This window comes from Haloferax sp. ATCC BAA-644, from assembly GCF_000336975.1.
In the GTDB taxonomy this organism is placed as follows: domain Archaea; phylum Halobacteriota; class Halobacteria; order Halobacteriales; family Haloferacaceae; genus Haloferax; species Haloferax volcanii.
Genome location: NZ_AOLF01000038.1, coordinates 65,426 through 86,056, shown reverse-complemented (window position 1 = coordinate 86,056; position 20,631 = coordinate 65,426). Strand labels below are relative to the sequence as shown.

20 protein-coding genes are annotated in these 20,631 nt (G+C 71.7%); 4 read left to right on the top strand and 16 right to left on the bottom strand.

The window, feature by feature from the left end; genetic code table 11:
• Window positions 1-83: 83 nt before the first annotated feature.
• The gene (locus tag C458_RS17050; RefSeq protein ID WP_008577606.1) at window positions 84-572 is read left to right on the top strand and encodes a DoxX family protein; all 489 of its coding nucleotides are present in this window, start codon (window positions 84-86) and stop codon (window positions 570-572) included.
• A 137-nt stretch (window positions 573-709) separates the two neighbouring features.
• Here the strand turns inward: C458_RS17050 and C458_RS17045 are convergent, their stop codons facing one another.
• The 4 genes from C458_RS17045 to C458_RS17030 form a co-directional block, all read right to left on the bottom strand.
• Window positions 710-1,306: a CoA pyrophosphatase gene (locus C458_RS17045; protein ID WP_008577604.1), complete on the bottom strand. Its 597-nt coding sequence runs from the start codon at window positions 1,304-1,306 to the stop codon at window positions 710-712.
• Between the two features lie 29 nt (window positions 1,307-1,335).
• Window positions 1,336-1,824: a hypothetical protein gene (locus C458_RS17040; RefSeq protein ID WP_008577603.1), complete on the bottom strand. Its 489-nt coding sequence runs from the start codon at window positions 1,822-1,824 to the stop codon at window positions 1,336-1,338.
• Window positions 1,821-2,927, bottom strand: a complete 1,107-nt coding sequence (locus tag C458_RS17035; RefSeq protein WP_008577602.1) for a glycosyltransferase-like protein — start codon at window positions 2,925-2,927, stop codon at window positions 1,821-1,823. Before C458_RS17035 ends, C458_RS17040 begins: the two co-directional genes overlap by 4 nt.
• A gap of 83 nt (window positions 2,928-3,010) precedes the next feature.
• On the bottom strand, window positions 3,011-4,171 hold the full coding sequence (locus C458_RS17030) for an MFS transporter (RefSeq protein ID WP_008577600.1): 1,161 nt from the start codon (window positions 4,169-4,171) through the stop codon (window positions 3,011-3,013).
• Window positions 4,172-4,352: 181 nt separating this feature from the next.
• Between C458_RS17030 and C458_RS18595 the strand changes: the two genes are divergently transcribed.
• Window positions 4,353-4,523: an HVO_0758 family zinc finger protein gene (locus C458_RS18595; RefSeq protein ID WP_004044179.1), complete on the top strand. Its 171-nt coding sequence runs from the start codon at window positions 4,353-4,355 to the stop codon at window positions 4,521-4,523.
• A 45-nt stretch (window positions 4,524-4,568) separates the two neighbouring features.
• Here C458_RS18595 and C458_RS17025 read toward each other — a convergent pair whose 3' ends face one another.
• The 12 genes from C458_RS17025 to C458_RS16970 form a co-directional block, all read right to left on the bottom strand.
• Window positions 4,569-5,660 carry an aldo/keto reductase gene (locus tag C458_RS17025; protein ID WP_008577598.1) on the bottom strand — a complete coding sequence of 364 codons (1,092 nt, stop codon included), beginning with the start codon at window positions 5,658-5,660 and terminating at the stop codon, window positions 4,569-4,571.
• 76 nt (window positions 5,661-5,736) lie between these two features.
• Window positions 5,737-6,921, bottom strand: coding sequence for a bifunctional oligoribonuclease/PAP phosphatase NrnA (locus C458_RS17020; protein ID WP_008577596.1), 1,185 nt, complete (start codon window positions 6,919-6,921; stop codon window positions 5,737-5,739).
• 101 nt (window positions 6,922-7,022) lie between these two features.
• Complete coding sequence (locus tag C458_RS17015) at window positions 7,023-7,919, bottom strand: SDR family oxidoreductase (protein WP_008577594.1); 897 nt, start codon at window positions 7,917-7,919, stop codon at window positions 7,023-7,025.
• The gene (locus C458_RS17010; protein ID WP_008577592.1) at window positions 7,916-8,335 is read right to left on the bottom strand and encodes a DUF5791 family protein; all 420 of its coding nucleotides are present in this window, start codon (window positions 8,333-8,335) and stop codon (window positions 7,916-7,918) included. The genes C458_RS17015 and C458_RS17010 overlap by 4 nt, the downstream gene beginning before the upstream one ends.
• A gap of 58 nt (window positions 8,336-8,393) precedes the next feature.
• Entirely contained in the window at window positions 8,394-11,465 is a 3,072-nt protein-coding gene (locus C458_RS17005) for a hypothetical protein (protein WP_008577591.1), read from the bottom strand.
• Window positions 11,453-12,337: a hypothetical protein gene (locus tag C458_RS17000; protein ID WP_008577589.1), complete on the bottom strand. Its 885-nt coding sequence runs from the start codon at window positions 12,335-12,337 to the stop codon at window positions 11,453-11,455. Before C458_RS17000 ends, C458_RS17005 begins: the two co-directional genes overlap by 13 nt.
• The gene (locus C458_RS16995; RefSeq protein WP_049897047.1) at window positions 12,334-12,726 is read right to left on the bottom strand and encodes a hypothetical protein; all 393 of its coding nucleotides are present in this window, start codon (window positions 12,724-12,726) and stop codon (window positions 12,334-12,336) included. The genes C458_RS17000 and C458_RS16995 overlap by 4 nt, the downstream gene beginning before the upstream one ends.
• Window positions 12,704-13,174 carry a hypothetical protein gene (locus C458_RS16990; RefSeq protein ID WP_008577585.1) on the bottom strand — a complete coding sequence of 157 codons (471 nt, stop codon included), beginning with the start codon at window positions 13,172-13,174 and terminating at the stop codon, window positions 12,704-12,706. Before C458_RS16990 ends, C458_RS16995 begins: the two co-directional genes overlap by 23 nt.
• A gap of 54 nt (window positions 13,175-13,228) precedes the next feature.
• The gene (locus C458_RS16985) at window positions 13,229-14,992 is read right to left on the bottom strand and encodes a hypothetical protein (protein WP_008577583.1); all 1,764 of its coding nucleotides are present in this window, start codon (window positions 14,990-14,992) and stop codon (window positions 13,229-13,231) included.
• Window positions 14,986-16,968, bottom strand: a complete 1,983-nt coding sequence (locus tag C458_RS16980; RefSeq protein WP_008577581.1) for an ATPase, T2SS/T4P/T4SS family — start codon at window positions 16,966-16,968, stop codon at window positions 14,986-14,988. The genes C458_RS16985 and C458_RS16980 overlap by 7 nt, the downstream gene beginning before the upstream one ends.
• Before the next feature lie 32 nt (window positions 16,969-17,000).
• Window positions 17,001-17,462: a hypothetical protein gene (locus tag C458_RS16975; protein WP_008577579.1), complete on the bottom strand. Its 462-nt coding sequence runs from the start codon at window positions 17,460-17,462 to the stop codon at window positions 17,001-17,003.
• Window positions 17,459-18,103 carry a hypothetical protein gene (locus C458_RS16970; RefSeq protein ID WP_008577577.1) on the bottom strand — a complete coding sequence of 215 codons (645 nt, stop codon included), beginning with the start codon at window positions 18,101-18,103 and terminating at the stop codon, window positions 17,459-17,461. The genes C458_RS16975 and C458_RS16970 overlap by 4 nt, the downstream gene beginning before the upstream one ends.
• A 121-nt stretch (window positions 18,104-18,224) precedes the next feature.
• Here C458_RS16970 and cetZ2 point away from each other — a divergent pair, with 121 nt between their 5' ends.
• Together cetZ2 and C458_RS16960 are read left to right on the top strand one after the other, a co-directional pair.
• On the top strand, window positions 18,225-19,307 hold the full coding sequence (gene cetZ2, locus C458_RS16965) for a tubulin-like protein CetZ2 (RefSeq protein WP_008577576.1): 1,083 nt from the start codon (window positions 18,225-18,227) through the stop codon (window positions 19,305-19,307).
• Window positions 19,308-19,512: 205 nt separating this feature from the next.
• Window positions 19,513-20,622 carry a glutamate-cysteine ligase family protein gene (locus tag C458_RS16960; protein WP_008577574.1) on the top strand — a complete coding sequence of 370 codons (1,110 nt, stop codon included), beginning with the start codon at window positions 19,513-19,515 and terminating at the stop codon, window positions 20,620-20,622.
• Window positions 20,623-20,631: the final 9 nt, after the last annotated feature.

Below are 20,631 nucleotides of genomic sequence, written 5' to 3'. Positions count from 1 at the left end.
ATATGGGGTTCGCGGCCGACGATTCAGATGTAAGGTGAACCGAGATGCCCGCTAACGCACAAATCGAGATGCTGGGGAACAGGATGGACTTCGACTACTCGCGGGGCGTCACGGGCTACGTGCTCGTGCTGACCCGCCTCATCACCGGCTACTGGTTCCTCCACGCGGGACTGGGGAAGATAACCGGTGAGCCGTTCAGCGCCGCGGGCTACCTCGCGAACGCCCCCGCCGCCTCGCCGCTGCAGGGCTTCTTCGCGTGGGCCGCCGCGACCCCGTGGCTCCTCGACCTCACGAACGTCATGGTTCCGTGGGGCGAGTTCCTCATCGGTCTCGGACTCATCGTGGGTGCACTCGTCCGGCTCGCCGCCTTCTTCGGCGGCGTCCTGATGGTGTTCTTCTACCTCGGGAACGCCGATTGGGGACACGGCCTGGTCAACAGCGACCTGTTCGGCCTCATGATGTTCGTCATCGTCGGGACGCTCGCGGCGGGCCGCATCCTCGGCCTCGACGCCATCATCGAGAAGATGGAGTTCGTCCGCCAGCGCCCCGCGCTCAAGTACCTCCTCGGCTGAGGGGGTACAAGCGGGCCGGGCACGGGACTGAGAGGGGCAGGGAGTGACGGAATCGACGTCCGCGACGCTGTTTTGTTTTTCGGCACTGATTCGGACGCCGCGAGCGACCGCGCCGGGTCGGCACGCGCCGAGGGGTACTACACCGGGTAGTCGGCGTCGGGGTCGACGACGCGGTCGACCTCCTCGGGGACGCGCCAGCCGGTCGTGAGTTCGAGCAGTTGCACGAGCATCCGCCCGGTCGCGCCCCAGACGGTGTAGCCGTCGACGTGGAAGAAGTGGAGCCGAATCTCGCCGTACTGCGGGTGGTCGCGGCGTTCCGACTCGTAGTTCGCGCGGTCGATGAGGTCGCCAACCGCGAGCACCGCGATTTCGGCCACCTCGCGCTGGTCGGGTTCGTACGCGCGGTCGGGAACCGTGGCGACGAACGGCGAGACGGCGTAGTCGGTCACGGTGCGGATGTCGTCGAGGCGGCCGTGAAACGCCGCCTCCTCGGGTCGAAGTCCGATTTCCTCGTTGGACTCGCGGAGCGCGGTCGCCCGCAGGTCGGCGTCGCTCGGTTCGCGGCCGCCGCCGGGAAAACTCATCTGGCCCGGGTGCTCGCCGAGATGGTCGGCACGCTTGGTAAACAGGATGTGCGGCCGCTCGTCGCGGAACACGACGGGGGCGATGACGGCCGCCCGCCGGCCCGCGTCGACGGTCACCGGTTCGTGTCGAGTGACGCCCGCGAGGTCCATCGTCACGGTTCGTAAAGCGATGCCGCGACTTAGGCCTGCCCCTCCGCGTCCAGGGCGGCGTCGAGGCGCTCGCGAATCGACCCCACGTCGGTGTCGGCCCACGCTTCGAGGTCGTACGTCACGTCCAGCAGGCGCTCGATTTCGTCGGCGTCTCCCGTCTGCACCGCGCTCGCGGCCGCCGCTCGGAGGCGGGATTCGACCTGCGTCGCGAGCTCGTCCCGCGGCACCTCGCGGGTCGGGTAGTCGAGGATGTGCGGCAGGTCCTCCGCCCGGTCGGGGAGCGTCGGAAACGCCATCGGGCCGACCGTCAGGAGTTCCGCCTCCGTCTCGTCGTCCTCGTAGGGGACGAGGTAGTAGGCGTCGACCGCGTCGGAAATCGCGCCCGACAGCGCGTCGCCGTCGGTCTCGCGGCCCTGCTTGAACGCGAGTTCGTCCAGCGCGGTCTCCAGTTCCTCGCGGGTGAGCGCGCCGAAGAGGTCGACGACGCCCGCGAGGTCGTCGTAGGTCGCCTCGCTCATCGGCCCGCGCCCTCCCGAACGTCGTCGAGGTCGTCGCCCGCGGCGGCGAGCACCGCGTCGGGCGACAGCGACGTGTCGTTCCACGCCGGGAGCCGCGTGTCCTCGCCGGGTTTCGAGATGGCATCGGCGTAGGTGGCGACCTGCTCGCGCTCGTCGCCGCGGTCGTAGTCGAAGCCGTTGAACGCCGCGTCGGCCGCGTACTGCTCGACCAGCCGGTGTCCGGCCTCGCGGTAGCGCTCCGCGAGCGTGTCGAACTCGACGCTCCCGCCGTGTTCGACGACCGCTCTGAGGAGCGTCCGCCCGACCGACTCGCTCATGTCCGAGAGGCCGGTCGGGCCGCTCACGGAGCGGTGGTCGTGTTCGTACTCGCCGAGGTCGACCTGCGCGCTCCGGTCGAAGCCGGCGTGGGCGAAGGCGTCGCCGAGGGTTCCGACTTCGAGGCCCCACTTCCGCGGCGACCGCATCCGCACCGCGAGGTCCGAGGTGGCCGCGAACTCCCCGGCGAGGGCGTACCGAAAGGAGTCGAGATATCGGACGATTGGGGCGTCGGTCTCGGCTTCGAGCGCGCGGACGAGCGGGGCGTAAAACAGCCTGAACAGCCGGCCGTAGAGCCGCTCTTCCTCGACGCGGGCGTAGTAGCCTTTCGAGAAGTCGTGGCCGTGGGCGAGCGGGAACAGAAGCCGCGGGACGTAGCGCTCGTCGTAGGTCTTCGTGTCCGCGTCGTGGACGACGACGTACTCCTCGCTGGCGGCACAGCCGAGCGCGAGCCACACGTCCCGGCCCTTGCCGCGCTCGCCATCGAGACCGTGGGAGTCGAGGAGGTCGGCGACGCGGGGACCGTCGCACCACAGCACGTCGAGCGGCAGGTCGTACTCGTCGAGCCAGTCGGTGAAGGGGGCGACCCGGTCTGCGGGCGCGCGGAGAGGGACGACGACCCGCGCCGGCGAGAGCGACTCCAGCGTCGACAGCACCCGGTCGGCCGCGAGACCGGCGTACTCCCGCTCGGTCATCGGCACGACCACGGCCGCGCGGTCGGTCGGGGCGTCGGGAACCGAGCCGGAGAGGTCGTGGAGCGTCGTGACCCGCTCTTGTACGTACTCCATCGTGTCGGCCGTGGGACCGGGCGAGCAAAAGTGCGGCGAGAGCCGAGTCGGCTGCCGACTTCGCGCGACCGCCGCCGACCCGTTCAGTTCGGGATGCGCCCGGCGTGTTGGAGCGCGATGAGGCCCGCGACGACGACCGCCAGCCCGACCGAGAACCAGAAGAACACCTCGTCGAACGCGTAGCCGAAGTCGGTCAGGGCGCCGACCGCGCCCGACCCGCTGGCCTGGAATATCATCATGCCGAACGAGTACACCGAGTAGGCGCTCCCGCGGCTCTCGTCGGGGAGCGTGTCGAGCAGGTAGGCGTCGAGCGCCGGAAAGAGGCTGTGGATGACGTAGCCGACGACCGCGGTGACGACGATGAGACCGACGAGACTCGTCGTCATCGTGAGGACGAACACCGAGACGACGAAGGAGACGAGCACGCCGAGGATGTAGGGGATGCGCGGAAGCTTGTCCGCGAGTCGCCCCGAGAGGAAAAACGCCGGCACGCCCGCGCCGAAGACGACCGTCAGCATGTTTCGCGCCGTCGTCGCCGGCAGGCCCTTCGACACCATGTACAGCTCGTAGAAGTTGAACAGCCCCTGCCAGACGAAGCCGGTGAAGCCGAGGATGACGATGCCGGTGAGGATGACTCGCCACTCCGTGCGGGCCGCAACGAGGAGGTCGCGGTCGGCCGCGCCCGCGTCCGGGAGGTCCGTCGAGCGGGCCGTGGCGAACAGTGCGAGCGTCACGACGGCGGCCGCGAGGCCGACGCAGACGAAGACGAGCTGCCACGCCGCGGAGACGAACGGGAGCCGCGGGACGAGGTCGGGACCGACCGCGAGGACGAGCGTGACGAAGGGGGCGACGCCGACGGCCGCGAGCTGGCTGGCGGTGCCGTGGATGCCCATCGCGCGGCCGACGCGGTCGGGAAACAGCTCGCTCACGAGCGGGTTGGCGGCGACGAAGTACGCGCCCGAGGCGAGCCCCATCGAGACCGCGCCGACCATCAGCGTCTCGACGGTGGTCGCGCTGGCGGTCACGCCCGAGGCGACGACGAGGACGACGCCGGTCCCGAGCACCACGCGATGTCTCGGCACGCGGGTGAGCAGCCAGCCGGTCGGAACGCGGAGGGCGGCGCTCCCGAGCCAGACGAGGGTGGCGACGATGCCGACGGTGGCCCGGTCGACCTCGAAAAAGAGGATGAACTCCCCGAGGAGCGGTGCGAAGACGACCCGAGCGAGATTGACGAGTAACACCATCCCGCAGAGCGTTCCGAAGAGGCGGCCACGTGACACGGACGGAACCGCGCGCCGCGAGGTGACAACAGTTTCGACTGAACGAGACCGCGGGGCGTCGTGCGGGTCGAAAACGGGGGTGTTGTGCGGGTCGAAAACGGGGATTGTCGTCGGGTTTTTATGTTCGTTGCACAAACGGGAGCGTATGAAGACAACGCGGAAGGGGCTTCGAGACGGGGAGTTGGAAAAAGACACCTACGGACGGCTGACCTGCTCCGAGTGCGGCGAGTCGCTGAAGAAGAAAAATGACCCCGACGAAGTGTTCTCGGTCCGTATCTGCGCCGACTGCGGGCGCGAGTGGAAAGAGCTCAGATAACCGCGAGTCGACCGAAAGCGGCCGTCCGAGAACTGGGGCGACTGCTCACTCGAAGACCGAATCGAACGTCCGCGCCCCGAGGGGGTCGAACGTGCCGGCCGCAACGTTCTCCGCGACGTGTTCTACCGACGATGCGCCGACGAGCGCCGCGGTCACGCCGGGCGCGCTCCGCGAGAAGTTGAGCGCCCGCTGAGCCGCCGTGTCGCCCGCGAGCACCGAGTTTACCGACGCCGGAATCTCGGCGGCGAGGTCGCCCTGCGCGAGGCTGGCGCTCGTGAAGGCGTGCAAGCCGTGTTCGTGGGCGTACCGGAGCGCGCTCATCGCCTCGCCCGCGTCGGTGTCGTGGGCCTCGACGGTGAACGCGTCGGCCATCACGACGTTGAACGGGAGCTGAATCGCTTCGAGCGAGTGGTCGTCGTTGCCGACGGTCTCGGCCGCGCGCTCCGCCCGACGGACGAGTTCGGGCAGCGACAGGTAGGCGTCGTGGTCGGGCGCGACCCGGAGCGCCTCCCACGTTGCGACGCCGTACCGACCGATGTCGTCGGCGGCGACCCGGCGTTCGAGCACCTCGAAGGCGGCCTCGACGCGGTCGTACACCGTCTCGCGGTCGGTGACGGCCAACTGCGTCTCGGGGTTGTGGAGGAAGTAGCAGTCGACGTGGTCCAGTCCCGTCAGGTCGAGCGAGCGGTCGACCATCTCGTCGACGAAGGCGGGCGCGATGGTGTGACTGCCGTGTGCGAGTTCGTCGGGGTCAGCGAGGCCGGCGTCGAGGACCGTCTCGCGGACGTACGCGCCGGGGTCGTCCGGGCGCTCGCGGTCGAAGGGGACGAACCCGGCCTTCGAGGCGACGACGACGGCGTCGCGGTCGACGTCGGCCCCGCGGACCGCGTCGCCGACGACCCGCTCTGCGCGCCCGTGGCGGTAGTTCGACGCGGTATCGACGAGGTTGACGCCGTGTTCGAGCGCGGCGACGAGCGACTCGCGGTAGCGGTCGTCGACCGCGTCGGTCGGCTCGCCGAGGTAGGTTCCGATGCCGATACTGGAGACGACGCCGGGACCGAACCGGCGGTAGAAGGTGCGGCCGAAACTGTCGCCGAACCGGTCGCGGTAGGCCCACGTCGCCCGTCCTGTTGCCATGGGCGGGGCTACGGCGGCCGGCTGTTAAGGGCCACCGGTCCGGGTCCGCGATAGTGGTCCCGGTTCGGTCCGAGAGTCAGATATCGCCGGACAGCGCCTCGAAGATGTGTTCGACGAGTTCGTCGCGGGGGACGGACTCGCCGTTGCCGCCGTCGGTGACGGCGTCGGGTCGGATTATCTGGCCGCCGCCCATCCGGGCGTGACCGCCGGCGCTCGCCCCGCGGTAGTGGTCGAGGGCGGATTCCAGCGTCCGGCCCATGTGGACCCGGTCGTCGCGGGAGCGCCCCGAGAGGTAGACGTTGCTCTCGCGTTCGCCGCAGACGACCGCGGCGGTGACGCCCTCCAGTTGGATGAGTTCGTCGGCCGCCTGCGGGATGGCGTCGACGTTCGAGATGGTGCCGATGTCGGCGACGGCGAAAGGACCGCGCACGTCGCGGCCAGCGATGGCGCGGGCTTTCGCCTCCAGCACCTCGCGGGAGACCTCGGGGTTGGCGATGCGGTCGAGGTGGTCCTCGTTGACGCCGGGAAACAGGAAGCCCGCGGCGTCGAAATCCGCGGCCGAACAGCCCGCAGTGAGGTGTTTGGTGTCCGTGAGAATCCCGTAAACGAGGCCCGTCGCGACCTGCGAGGGGACGGTGTACGAGGCGTTCACCTCGCTTGCGTGCATGTCCGGCGGGACGGGTTTCGCGCCCACGTCGCGGAAGTACTCGGCGACGATGCTCGAACACGCGCCGTAGTCGGTCCGCACGTCGGTGAAGGCCTCGCCGGTGCCGTCGCCGGGGTGGTGGTCGACGACGGCGTAGGGGAGGACGCCCTCCGCGCCCGCGAAGCCGCGGGGTTCGTTGTGGTCGACGAGGACGACCGCTTCGGCGGCGAGGTCGCTCACGTGGTCGATCGGGTCTAAGTCGAGGTCGAGAACGGTTCGGAACGCGCGATTTTCCTGGTGTCGAATCTGGCCGGCGAACTGGATGGTCGGTGTGGTGCCGACCTGTTCTGCGAGACAGGCCACGCCGATTGCCGCGGCCATGGCGTCGGGGTCCGGGTTCGGGTGCATGAGGACGGCGATTTCGTCGACGCCCTCCAGCGCCTCAGCGAAGCGCGTGCCCATCGACCGCTTGAACCGAATCGCGGCGTAGACGACGAGCGCGAGGGCACCGAGCGCGACGACGAGCGCCGCCGCGATTTCGGGGTGGGTCCGCACGAACGAGTCGAGAGACTCGAAGATAGCACCCGTGTCGAACTGCCCCACCGGACCGAACATACACAACACGACCGGGGCCTACCGTATGAATATTCCCCCTAATCGAGTTGTCCTGAGTGACAGAATTTCGGCGGTTCGAACCTGTCGTCCCCCGAATACGGTCAGTCGCCGTCGGCTCGGTAGGCGTCGATTGCCGCCCGGTAACCCTCCCGATACGTCGGATACGCGAACGAATAGCCGAGTTCGCGGAGGTAGTCGTTCGAGCAGCGCTTGCTCGTCAGAATGCGGCGGCGAGCGGCCGCCGAGAGGTCGCCCGCATCGAGGCGCTCTTCCTTCGTGCGCTTTTCGGGGCGCGGGACGCCGCACTCGTCGGCCAGCCAATCCGCGAACTCGTGTTTCGAGACGGGTTCGTCGTCCACGACGAGGACGGTGTCGTCGCGGGCGCGGTCGGTTTCGAGGAGGTGCGCGACGACGCCCGCGGCGTCGTCCCGGTGGACCATGTTGAGATAACCCGCCGTGACCGGGCCGGTCAGGTAGCGGTCGAGTCGGTAGCGGCCGGGGCCGTAGAGGCCGGCGAACCGGGTGACCGTACCTTCGATTCCCCGCTCGGCGGCGTGCTCGCGGGCGACGCGCTCGGCCTCCGCGAGGACGCGCGTCTTGTCGGTCGTCGGGTCCAGCGGCGTCGATTCGTCGACGAAGTCGCCGCCGTGGTCGCCGTAGACGCCCGTGCTCGACGTGTAGACGAGGCGCTCGGGCGGCGAGTCGCGGGCGGCGAACTGGTCGATTGCCGTTCGGAGGCCGTCGACGAAGACGGTCCGGGCGGCGTCGGCCCCGCGGCCGCCGGAGCTCGCGGCGAAGACGACGTGGTCCACGTCGGGGACCGCTCCGAGGGAGTCGGCGTCCGTCACGTCGGCGCGAACCGCTTCCGCACCGGTCGCTTCGACGGCGTCGAGACCGTCGTCGGAGCGGCGGACGCCCCACACGTCGTGGTCGTCGGCGACGAGCGTGCGGGCGAGTTCGAGGCCGACGTAGCCGCAGCCGAGGACGGCGACCCTCATCGTTCGTTTCGGACGGCGATGACGTGGTGGATAGCGGCCAGTTCGTTCAGCGTGGCGGCGGTACGACCCTCGATAGCCTGCTGAATCTCCTGTCCGGAGAGGTCGAGGTCGACCTCGGACGCGAGCGTGTCCACGTCGAGGATGCCGCTCGTCATGCCCATGAGGAGGTGGTCGCGGAACTCCCAGACGATGGCGTCGGCGTCGTGGTTGCCGTCGGCGAGTTCGAGGACGGCGGCGGCCTGTTCGAGCGTGAGGTCCAACACGCCGTTCGAGAGCGCGGCTTCCGAGACGCCCGCGGCCTCGGCGGCCGTCTCCGGTCCGGCGGCGTCGACTGCGCGGCGAATCTCGTCCTCGTAGGCGGCCCGCAACTCGTCGGCCGAGAGGGTTCCGGGCTCCGCGGCGGCGTCGTGCAACATACACCGCGGGTTCGGCGTTCCGGCGGCAAAACGGTTGCCACTCGGGTCGTATTGGCGGCTACTCGTCGTCGTCGAGAGGGCAGTCGGCCGCGACGGTACAGCCGGGGCCGCCCTGCCACCCCTCGGAGCGCTCGTCCGCGTTGCCGTCGATGTCACCGACGCCGACGCCCGACGGCGGCACCGCGACGACGATCGTCGTCTCCACGTCGAACGAGACGCGGTCGCCGCGGCCGACCGTCTCGGCGGTGCCGTCGTCGTCCCAGTCGAGGGTGACCGTCGAGCCGTCGCGGGCGTACGTCAGCGACTCGGCGTCGCCGCGGGCGTGGACGCGGAACTGCGCGAACTCGCCGGCGACCGCCACGTCCCAGACGTTGACCGTGGCGTACCAAGAGCCGGGGACGGGCGCGACCGGCATTCCGGCGGGGATGCGCTTGAACGACGTGTCGAACCGCGAGTCGAGCGTGTCGTTCAGGCGGTCTGCGACCGCGTCCTCGGTCGCGCTCATCGCCGCATCGGTCGCGGTGTCGGAGACGGCCTGCTGGCGGGCGGTCCGCGTCGTCTCGACGGTCCGGTTCGTCAGCCGCTGTGGGACCGTCGTCGAGCGGTCGCTACGAACGGCTCGGAACGCATCGTCGAGGCGGAGTTCGAGGAGGTCGGCCTCGACGGTTCCCGGAGCCGCGGCCTCGACGGCGATTGCGCGCGCCGCGGAGCCGTTCGTAATCGCCAGCGCCCGATGAGCCGGGTCGTCCCACGCGCCGAGCGAGCGCTCCAAGATTCGCTGGCGCTCCGTCACGGAGTGGTTGGTGTGGTCGCGAAGCGTGTGGCGGGCGGCCTCCTCCGCGGGAACGACCGACCGGTCGACCGCGGTTTCGAGCCTGTCGCGGCGGTCGGCAAGCGTCTCGTTCGTTGCGTTCGTGTTTTCGAGCGTCGAGTCGGCCGCGAGGAGCGTGCGGGCCGCGACGCGGAGGGGAACGCGGCGGTTCGCGCCGAACAGCGGTTCGAGGACCGTGTCGGCGGCGTCGCCGTAGGGGAGCGTAAACAGGTTCGTGTTGCGGGCGACGAGCGGGTGATACGTGCCGCCCCGGGCGACCGTCGGGACCGCAGCGCCATCGAGGCCGCCGAGCGAGAGGTACATCGGGTCCGCGTCGGGGACGAATCTGACGCCGCTTTCGTTGGCAGTTCCGTTCGCGCCGTCGGCTCGCGAGTCACCGAGCGCCGCGCGGGCGACCTCCTCGGCGCGGACCGCCTCCGAGAGCGAGCCGAACTCCGCGTCCTCGCTCTCGTTGTTGGCCGCGTCGCTCGCCGCCGCGGTCTGATTCGCCCGGTGGTCGAGCGTCGCCAGCACGCGGTCGAGGTAGGTCGCGCGAACCGCGACGCGCGCCCGGTCCGCGACGCCGTCGTAGGCGGCCGGCGCGTCCACGAGGTCGCTGCGGTCGGCGCGGAGGTCGGACGCGAGCGCTGCGGCGGGATTCACCTCGCCCGCGGCGACTCGCCGCGCAGACACCGTCACGCGCCGGTCTCTGACCCGGTCAGCGAGCGCGATGAGGTCCGAGCGAACCCAGCGGTCGAGGCCGGCTGCCATCGGTGCGGTCGCCTGCCGCGGGTCGGGCGGGGTGCCGGTCACAACATCGCAGGCGATGTCGTCGAAGCCGCCGCGCGTCACAACCACGTCGGCGGCCGCGTCGGCGGCCGCGGCGAAGTTTTCGCCGTCGAGCGCGCCGCCGGAGGTGACCGCGGGGTCGATGGGTCGAACGGGGGCTGAGACGGCGGCCGGGTCGACGACGGCCGCGAGGTCGACGCGCGTCCTCGTCTCCGTTCGCGCTTCGGTCTGGAGCGTTTCGTTGCCCCGGCGGAACGTTCGAGTGGTCGTCTCGACCGTCGTCACGATGCGGGAGCCGGCGTCGACGACGACGGTGTCGGCGTCGACCGCCGGAGTTCGCGTCGGCACCGTCTCGGCCGACGATGACGTGTCGGTCGAGATGCTGACGAGTGTCCATCCGCGTCCGGAGTTCTCCGGCGGGTCTTCGGTCCGAGAGAGGACATCCGTTTCGGCGTCGATTTCGACCCCGGCGCGGTGGGCGTCCGCGACCACGTCGTCGTAGGCCGGCGCGTCGCCGCGGCCGTCGAGGAGGCCGACGAGCGCGTGGTCGGCGGCGGAGCCGACGGAGGCGTTGATGGTCCGGTTCGTCGGGACCTCGCTCGCGGGCGACTCCGCGTCCGGGTTCGGTGCGGGGAGCGCGTTCGCCAGTTCGGGCGCGGCCGAGACGCCGGTCTGCGACAGCAGGCTCTTGGCACCGGTTTTGACGGCGGCGCGGCCGGTCGCACCGCGGGCGTCGGCGTCCGTCGCCCCGAACGCCTGCTGTTCGGCGAGGAGGACGCCGGCGTTCGTCGCCAGCGCGGCGTGGTCGTTCGAGACGACGTTGTCAACGGGCGCGCCGGCGTACTGGCTCCAGCCGCGGGTCCACGCCGAGGCCCACATCGCGGTCGTCACCGTCGCGTCGAGCGTCCCGCCGTCCAGCGCGTTCGCGTCGAGGCGGCGCTCGAAGGATTCGGTCCGGTCGTGGAGCGCGAGAACCGGCGTCCGGACGCCGACCGTCGTAGTGACGGACTCGGCGGCGACGGTGCGGCCGCCGCGGGCGACTTCGACCGAGACGTTCTCGACGGTCGCGACGAGGACGGTTCCGTTCTCGCGACTCGATATGGAGACGCGGTCCATCGCGCCTCGCAGGCTCGACTCGTTCGTCGGTCGCGGCAGGGTCGCGGTCGCGTTCACGTCGCCGCGGGCGACGGAGACGGCGCGGAGCCGCTCCGTCGCGGCCAGCGCGATGCGGAGCCGAAGATAGTCGCGGAAGGTGTGCTCGTCGGAGAGCAGTCGCCCGGCGGTCGTGTTCGCGGGCGAGGTGACGGGGTTCGCCGCGGCCTCGCGCGCCGCGTCGCCCACAGCCGCGCGGACGGCGGCGTCGGCCTGCGCGGTCGCGCGGTCCATCGCGTCGTCGACGCGGCGGTCGGCCACGGGGTCGTGGGCCGAGAGCGCGCCGGAGAACGTCGCGCTCCCGACGAGCAGTAACACGCCGAGCAGGGCGAACGGAACCCGCCCCCGGTCGTCGGCGGCGAGTCTCACGGCGACCACGTCCTGACGACGACGGTGACGCGTCCCACGGAGACAGCCTCGGCGGCGGCGCGCGGGGTGTCGTACCGGGCGCGCATCGTCTTTGCGAACCGCGGATTCAGCGCCGCGGCGAGGTCGGCGTTGGCGGCGCGAGTCTCCTCGCGGGCGACCTCGGGCGCGACGGAAGCCTCCGCCAGCGCGCCGGCCCGCTCGTAGCGGTGAGCCATCAGCGACGATACCGGCTCGTCGCCGCGGAGCGCGAGCCGAGCGAGCGTCGGCGGGAACAGCCCGGCGACGGTCCGGTCCGCGACGAGCCGAGCGACGGCGTCGAAGCCGTCGTCGCTGGCGGCGATGGCGTCTTCGCGCGCTGCGGGGAACCCGCTCGGCACGTCGAGCGTCGCGGAGTGAACCGTCGCCGAGGACGGCGGCTCGGGACCGAGCGTGTCGTTCGCGCGGACGGACGAACCGGGGAACGGCGTCCACGAGACGGCGACGGAGACGCCGCGCGTCGGGAGTTCGGAGGCGACGCGGGCGGCGGTCCGCTTCCGGAAGTCGTCGCGGGCGCGGGTCAGGCGAACGCCGTCGACGGTGACTGCGCCGAGCGTCGAGCGGGCGAGGAGTCCGGCGAGGCTGCCGTGGGCGGTCCGTTCGAGTTCGCGGGCGTCGATGTCGTCGGCATCGAGCAACGACGGGTCGGCCGCGTCGACGCCGGGGGCGAGCGAGTAGTTGACCGTCGCGGTGCTCGTCGCCAGCGACGAGGCGACCCCGTCGGCGTCGACGGCGGCATCGCCGCCGAGGCCGGAGCCCGCATCGGCGTCGGCGGTGACGACGAGACCGATGCTCGCGCTCACGAGGAGTAGACACACCGTCACGTCGAAGACGAGGTCGGTCATCGCCACACCTCGACGCGGAGCGTGCCGAAGCCGACGCGTCCGGGCTCGGCGCGGACGGTGACCCGAGTCGAATCGGTGTCGGCGTCGGCGGGCGCGTCGGGGCCGACGGCGCGGCGGTCGTCGTCGACGGCGACGACGACGCGGCAGGAAAAGCCGTCCGGGCAGGCGTCACGGGCGTCCGAGAGCCGCGAGGCGACGACGACGCCCGAGTCGTCTTCGAGCGCGGACTCGACGTTCGACAGGGTCGCGGACGCGAGGTCGCGGTCGGCGGTCGGCATCGACTCGTCGAGCACCGTCGCGTAGCCCGAAATCGCCGCGCAGACGACGAGCAACGCGGTGAGCGCGGCGACGGGCGAGGCCTGTGCTCTACGCCGAGACGACGGTGACATCCGTTCCCTCCCAACTGACGTGGCGGACGACGAGCAGTTCGCTGGCGGGCCGCCACGAGGCGTCCCGGTCGCGTGCGGTCTCGGCCGCGTCGTCGAACTCGGCGGCCGTGTCGAAGACGGCGCTCGGTGACGCGCCGGCGGCGACCGACCCGAGGCGGGAGTCGGGCGTCGCCGGCGTGACCGGGCCGAAACCGAACGTGGCGTGCGCCGCGCCGCCGTCGTTTCGGAGCCCGATGCGGTGCGGGCCGACGCGGACGGCGTCGGCGTCGAGGTCGTGTTCGGCGGTCGCGTCGTAGTCGGCGACGGCCACGGTATCGACGGCGTCCGCGACCCCCGAGGCGTCGGGTGCGGGCGTCACCGGGAGGCCGGCGACCGTCCCGATGAGGACGGTCGCGGCCACCGAGAGCGCGGTCCACGTGTAAAGCGTATCGAGCGGTGCGTCGAGCATAGACCGGGGTGGTCCCGTCCGGGTATATAAACCTCAGCACGGACTCGCGGCGGCTCAGACGAGCGTCCCCGCGGCGGCGAACGCGACGGCGAACGTCGCCGTCGCCGACACGAGCGCGCGACCGACGCGGGAGGCCACGAGGTGGCGGTCGAGGCCGTGTTCGACGCCGACCGAGAGCGTCGTCAGGATGACCGCCGAGAGGAGGACGTACGCGCCGACGGCGAGTCCGAGGTCGGCGGTCGAAAGCGGCGTCGCGACGGCGGTCTGGTCGAGCGTCTTCGCGGGGGCCATCCCGTCTGCGAGCGCGACGGTCGCGCCGGCGACGAGCGGCCCGAAGACGGCGGCCGTGTTCGACAGCGTCTCCGTGACCGAGGCGAGTTCGCGGCGGGCCTCGGCGTCGAGTCGGGCGAGCGCCGAGAGCTGGTCGGCCATCGAGACGATGGCGCGGCCGGCGGGGCGACCCTCGCTGGCGGCGAGGCCGAGGAGCGTCGCCACGCCCGCGACCCGGGGGCTCGGCGTCGATTCGAGGACGCCGTACTCGCCGCAGAACGACTCGACGACGCCCACGCGGAGGCGACGCTGGACGCCGACGGCTTCGTCGAGCAGGTCGCCGGTTTCGCCCGGGACCGAGGTCGCCGCGCGGGCGAGCGCGGATTCGACGGCTTCGCCCTCGCTGACGGCGCGGCCGACGAGGTAGAGCGCGTCCGAGAGGCCGTCTTCGACCGCGCGGACGCGGGCTCTGAGCGCTACGACCGGGCGGGCCGCGACGAACAGCGCGGTGCCGGTCCCGAGGCCGGCGGCGGCGAGCGGCGCGAGCCACGGTGCGACGAGCGTGTCGGCCGCGACGAACCCGACGATGCCAGCGACCGCGCCACCGGCGACGCCGAGGAGTCGGTGGTCATCGACCGCGGGGTGGGACGCGTCGACCGAGAGCGGCGCGAACGCGACCGGCCGGCGGACGAGCACCCACCCGACGGCGGCGAGGAGGCACGCGGGAAGCGCCACGTCGTAGACGAAGGCGACGTGCGCCGCGGTGACGCCGACGCCGGCGACGCGGGCGGCGGGGAGCGCGCCGACCAGCGCGAGCGGGAGCAGGACGCCGAAGGCGTAGACCGCCGTCACCGGCCCGCGGACCGAACCGACGAAGTCGGCGAGGCGGTCGCGGGTCCCCTCGCGAACGACCTCGTGGGCGCGGTCGAGGGCGCGGTCGCGCTCGCCGGCGGGAACGTCCGCGGCGGTCTGCAAGAGCGCGGTCGAGCGGTCGAGCGCCGGGAACCACGCGCGCCACGCGTCGGCGAACGCGGAGAGCCCCGCGGTCGGCGTTCCGCGGGCGCGGTCGGCGTGCGCTGCGAGCGAGGTCGAAAGCGGGTCGTCGCCGCCGCGCGCGGCGAACGCGCTGGCCCGTTCGACCGAGGGCTCGATGCGCATCCGAAGCGCGATGCGGCCGACGAGTTCCGGCGCGTTCCCGAGCGCCCGCGTCCGGCGGAGCGTCGCCAGCCAGACCGGGAGCGTGTGAACCGCGTGGGTCGCGCCGAGCGCGGCCGCGAGCGCGACGAAGACGACCGTGACGGTCGGGAGTCGAGCGACGAGGGCGACGAGCCCGCCGAGCAGTCCGGCGGGGAGCGCCGCGCCGTAGCCCGCTGCGACGACCGTCTCGGGGTCGAAACCGGCGTCGAGAAACGCCAGCGACCGGCGAAGCTCGTCGCTCGGCTCGGCGTCGATGGAGTCGGGCGAGAGCCGTGCGAGCGTCGTCACGCCCGTGTGGACCGCCGGATTCGAGTCGGGGTCCGCGGGCGCATCCGTGTCCCCGTTCAGCATCCCGAACCACGCTCCGCACGGGCCGCGGCGAGGTCGTCTGGCGTCGTCCGCTCCGTCTCGGCGAGCGAGGCGAGACGGGTGGCGCGGGCATCGAGCGCGTCGAGCGCGTCGGCGTACGACTCGCCGGGGCGGGCGAGGGATTCGACCGCGAGGCTGTCGCCGCGCGCGACCGCCCCCGTGGGTTCGAGGGTGCGACCGTCGTGTTCGAACAGCGTCTCGAACGCCGCGTCGTCGCCGACGGGGCGGACCTCCTCGACCCGGGCGACGCGGTGTGTCTCGGCGTGTTCGCAGGTGACGACGAGGTCCGTGGCGGCGAACGACGACGCCGGCACGCCGAGGTCGGAGACGACGCGCTCGCGCACGTCGGCGGCTCCGTCGCCGTGAATGGTTCCGAGGACCGCGTTGGCGTTCGCGCCCACGCGCATCGCCTCGTAGAGGACGGCGGCCTCCTCGCCCCGGACTTCGCCGAGCGCGAGCGCGCCGTCGCCCAGTCGGAGCGCCGCGTGGAGCGCCTCCTGCGGCGTCGGCTCCGGGCCGCCGGTCGTGTCGGTTCGGAGCGTCTGCACGTCCCGGTCGGCGTCCAACAGGCTCGACGCCGGCAGCTCCGGCGTGTCCTCGATGAGAACCGTGCGAACGTCGCGCGGGAGCTCCCACAAAAGCGAGCCGAGGAACGTCGTCTTGCCGGCCCCGCGAGAGCCGGCGACGAGGACCGAGGCACCGCGTTCGACCGCGAGCGAGCAGAGCGCCGCGGCGTCGGCCGACAGCGTCCCGTTGGCGACGAGCGCGGGGAGCGTCAGCGGCGTCTCGTCGTGGCGGCGGAACGCGAAGCCCAGCCCGTCGCTCGCGGGCGCGGTCACGCCCGCGACCCGGACGTTCGCGCCGCCGGCCTCGACGACGGTGTCGAGCGTCGGGTCGGCGCGGGAGAACGACGCGCCGCTCACGCGGCGCAGGCGGGAGGCGAGCGACTCCGCGCCGCCGGGTGCGAGGCGGACGTTCGTCGGCATCGAGACGCCGTCGGCGACGACGCGAATCGGGTTCTCGTCGGCGGGCGTCGAGACGTACACGTCCGAGACCGCGGGGTCCGAAAACAGGTCGTCGAGAACGCCGTTACCCGTGGTGTGCTTCGCCAGAATCGCCGCGAGCGTCTCGACCGGGGCGTCCGCGTCCGCGGCGAGCCGGACGGCGCGACCCGGCGCGCGGGGGCCGGCGTCGACGGTGCCGCGGGCGAGTCGGTCGTGGGCGGCTTCGAGCGTCCGCGCGGCGCGCTGGTCGAGCGTCGATTCGGGCGGCGTGAGATGGTAGACGGGGCCGCGCGGGCACTCGTAGCGGCGGGCGACTGCGCCGGTGTCGAGGTCGGTCGCCTCGACGAGTCGCCCGTCGGCCGGTGGACGGGGGTCGACGCGAGAGCGTGCGAGCGTCGGCCCGACCACCGCCCGGAGTGCGTCGCCGTAGTCGGCGCTTCGGGACGCGCCCTCCGCGAGCCCGGTTTCGACGGCGGCGCGGCGGACCGGCCCGGCGCGACCCGTCGCCTCGTGGGCGGCTCCGAGCGGGTCCTCGCGGACGCGGTCTGCGAGGCGGTCGTCGCGGAAGCGGACGCGCTCCGCGAACCGGCCGGCGGCGACGAGCAAGCCGGTCGCGTCGGCGTCGTACCGGCGTTCGAGTCCGTCGGCGCGGACGACGAGTCGGTCGGCGTCGCGGGTTTCGAGCGCCTCGACGACCGCCGCGCGGCAGGGGGCCGAAGTCGAGAGCGACCCGCGGTGCGGGCAGTCGCCGGCGTCGACCGCGAGCGTCACGGTGTCGTCGTCGGGGCGGTCGGTGGGCGTCGAGAAGGCGGGTTCACAGCCGCAGTCGCCGGCGGAGTCACGGGAGTCGCGCTGGCTGCCGGTCGCGTCGGCGAGCCGGTCGCCGAGCGCGTCCGGGAGCGCCGCGGCGACGGTTTCGGAGAGGGAGTCGATGGAAGGTGAGCCGAGGGGCATACGGGGTCGTGGTCCCGTCCGGGTATTTGAACCTACGCCGCCGACTGGTTGGCCGTCGCGGGGGCGACGACGACGACAGAACCGCCCGCATCGGCTTCGAGCGTCAGTCTGAGTCGATGCTCGCCCGGTCCGAGGACGAGTCGGTCGCCGACGACGCGAGTTCGCGGACCGCCGACGCGACGGACGACGGTCGAGCCGGTGGTGACACTCGCCGACAGTTCGACGCCGTCGCCGCCGCGAACCGTGAGGTTGGAGACACCGGCGGCCCGCCACGACCCGGACGGAACGTCGAGGACGACGTGCCGCTGCGCGCCCGCGACGCCGGCCGGCGTCGGGTCTTCCGCGGCCGAAAGCGTCGTGGCGGCGTGCGCGATATCGTCGGCCAGCGAGCCGATTTTGACCGTGGTCGCGTCCGCTCTCGCCGCGTCGGCCGCCGGGAAAACGACGCCCGCGATGGCGACCGCGAGCAGACACGTCAGAACGACGCGAATCACAGCGCGTCGCGGAGGCGGGCGGCCAGTCCACGGTCGGCGGAGTCGCCGCGAGAGTCGGTGGGTGCGCCGGAATCGGGAGCGGCGCGAGACTCGGGTGAGGGGGCGGCGGTTCCGGTGCCGAGACCGGTCTCCGCGGCGCGCTGGGAGCCACTACCGTCACCACCGTCGGTAGTCCGTCCGGCGTGCGACGCCGCTTCCGAGGCGAGCGCGTCGGTCGACCGCGAGGGCGCGGGCGACGCCGTCTCGTCGACGAGTTCCGATTCGAGCGACTCGGCCTTGGCGAGCGCGGCGTTCGCCCGGCGTTCGACGTCCTCGTTGACCGCGCGGACGCCGCCGAGGTAGCCGCGCATCGCCTGCGTCGCGGCGTCCATCTCGTCGAGGCGGTCGGTGAGCGACTCGACCGCCGATTCGAGTTCGGTGACCCGGCGTTCGATGGCCGCGAGGTCTTCGAGCGACGAGAAGTCGGCGTCGCCGTCGGTGATGGTGCGCTCGACCGCGTCGAGTCGCGCGGCGAGGTCGGCGGTACGGTCGGCCGCGGCGGTACGGTCGGCCGTACGGTCCGCCGCGGGCGGGGCGCTGGAAGCGGGCGAACCGAGTTCGGCGTCGACGGCGGCGTCGCGGCGAGTTGGGTCGGTCGTCATAGACCGGCGTGGTCCCGCCATCCGACATAAAGCTCCGGGTCAGCGCCCGAGTCGAACAGCCAGATGAGATAACAGTCCCCATGTGAGGAATGTTCAAGGCGGTCGCCGGAGTGAATCATGTATGAAAACCGTCCTGATTGGTGTGGGGCAGGCGGGTGGGAAGCTCGCGTCGGCGCTCCAGTCGTTCGACCGGCAGATGGGCTTCGGCGCGGTGCTCGACGCGGTCGCGGTGAACACCGCGAACGCGGACCTCCAGTCGCTTCCCGTCGAAACCGTGCTCATCGGCCAAGACCGCGTCAACGGCCACGGTGTCGGCGGCGACAATGAACTCGGAGCCGCGGTCATGGAGTCGGACCAGACCGAGGTCATGTCCGCCCTCGACGGCCGCGTGACGGCCGAGGCGGAGTCGATTTTCGTCGTCGCCGGCCTCGGCGGCGGCTCCGGGTCCGGCGGCGCGCCCGTCCTCGCGAAGGCGCTCGCCGGCGTCTACGACGTGCCGGTGTACGTCCTCGGCATCCTGCCCGGGGCGGACGAAGGGGCGCTGTATCAGGTGAACGCCGGCCGGTCGCTCAAGACCGTCGCCCGCGAGGCCGACGCCGTCCTCCTCGTTGACAATGACGCGTTCCGCTCGGCCGGCGAATCGATGAGCGAGGGCTACGACGCCATCAACGAGGCCATCGCTCGCCGCGTCGGACTGCTCCTCGCGGCCGGCGAAGCCACCGAGGGCGTCGGCGAGAGCGTCGTCGACACCTCCGAGGTCATCAACACCCTCCGTTCGGGCGGTATCGCGGCGCTCGGCTACGCGAGCGCCGAGGCCTCCCCGAACGCCGAGGACAACATCAACGCGGTCATGAGCACGACCCGCCGGGCCGTCCTGACGGGGACGAGCCTGCCCGACGCGAGCGACGCGGACGCCGCGCTGGTCGTCATCGCCGGCGAGCCCGACACCATCCCGCGGAAGGGCGTCGAGCGAGCGCGTCGCTGGGTCGAAGACGAGACCGGCAGTATGCAGGTCCGCGGCGGCGACTTCCCGCTGGAAAGCGGCCGACTCGCGTCGCTCGTCCTCCTCGGCGGCGTCGAGCGCTCCGAGCGGGTCGAGTCGTTCATGGAGCGCGCCCGCGAGGCCATCGACAAGGCGGAGACCGAACCCCGAGAAGACCCCAAAGAGATGTGGCACAGCGACGACCTCGACGACCTGCTGTGACAACCGACTCCTGTCGTTGGCAGCACGAACGACCAACAAACGGGTCGTTTTAAAGACGATTGTCCATCGATTCCGCGACGACTGCCCAGTCTGCGAATGCTTTTTCCGTCTCCCTTCCCATCCATGGTGTGTGTTAACAATATCTTCTCTCGGGGGCGCGAAACGATGCATGTGAGAACGGACTCGGCGCAACGCTGGAGTCGCCATGTCTGAGTCGGCCTCGGACCCGCTCCGGCGAAGTATCGAAGTCGAGTACTGGGTCGTCGAGGAGGACGGGTCGTTCACCGACCCGGGTGGGCTCGTCGACGCCTCACCGGGGGCCGAACGGGAGTTCGTCGAACCGGTGTTGGAGGTGAAGACGACGCCGTGCGATTCGGCGGCCGAGCTGCGCCAAGAGCTGTACGAACGGCTCGGCGACGTTCTCTCGCGGGCCGAGGAAGTCGGCAAGCGACTCGTCCCGCTCGCCACGCCGGTCAGCGACGAGACGGTGACGGAACTGGAAAGCGACCGGACGCGCATCCAGAACCGCGTCGTCGGGTCGGACTTCCAGTACGCGCGACACTGCGTGGGGACGCACGTCCACGTCGAACAGCGGCCCGGCCGCGAAATCGACCAGTACAACGCGCTCGTGGCGCTGGACCCAGCGCTGGCGCTGGTGAACTCGTCGCCGTACTACGACGGGCGGCGGTTGGCGGCGGGCGCGCGGTCGAAGCTGTACCGCCGGATGACCTACGACGACGTGCCGCATCAGGGGCGACTGTGGCGCTACGCCGACGACACGCGGGAGTGGTCGCGCCGCCTCGAACGCCGGTTCGAGGAGTTTCTCGTGCGCGCCGAGGAGGCGGGCGTCGACCGGACGACCATCGAGGCGAACTTCGACCCCGAGAGCGCGATTTGGACGCCGGTGCAACTCAGAGCCGAGTTCGGCACGGTCGAGTGGCGCTCGCCGGACTGTTCGCTCCCGAGCGACGTGCTCAGGCTGGCGAACAGCGTGGCCGACGTGGTACACCGTCTCGACGACGCGACGCTCAGAATCGAGGGCGAGACGGGACGCGTGACGGACGATCGGGTCGTGCTCCCCGAGTTCGACGCGGTGCTCCGGTACGTCAACGCCGCCATCGAGGACGGCCTCGACTCGGAGGCGGTGCGGTCGTATCTCGACCGGATGGGGTTCGACGTGGATGCGTACAACCCGGTGTCGCACGAAATCGACGGCCGCGAGACGGTCACAGCCGCGGAGGCGCGGGAGCTGCGACTGACCCACGCGGACCGGCTCGAACGGGACGTTCGGAACGCGGTCCGGCAACGAGAGTGAGAAACCGCC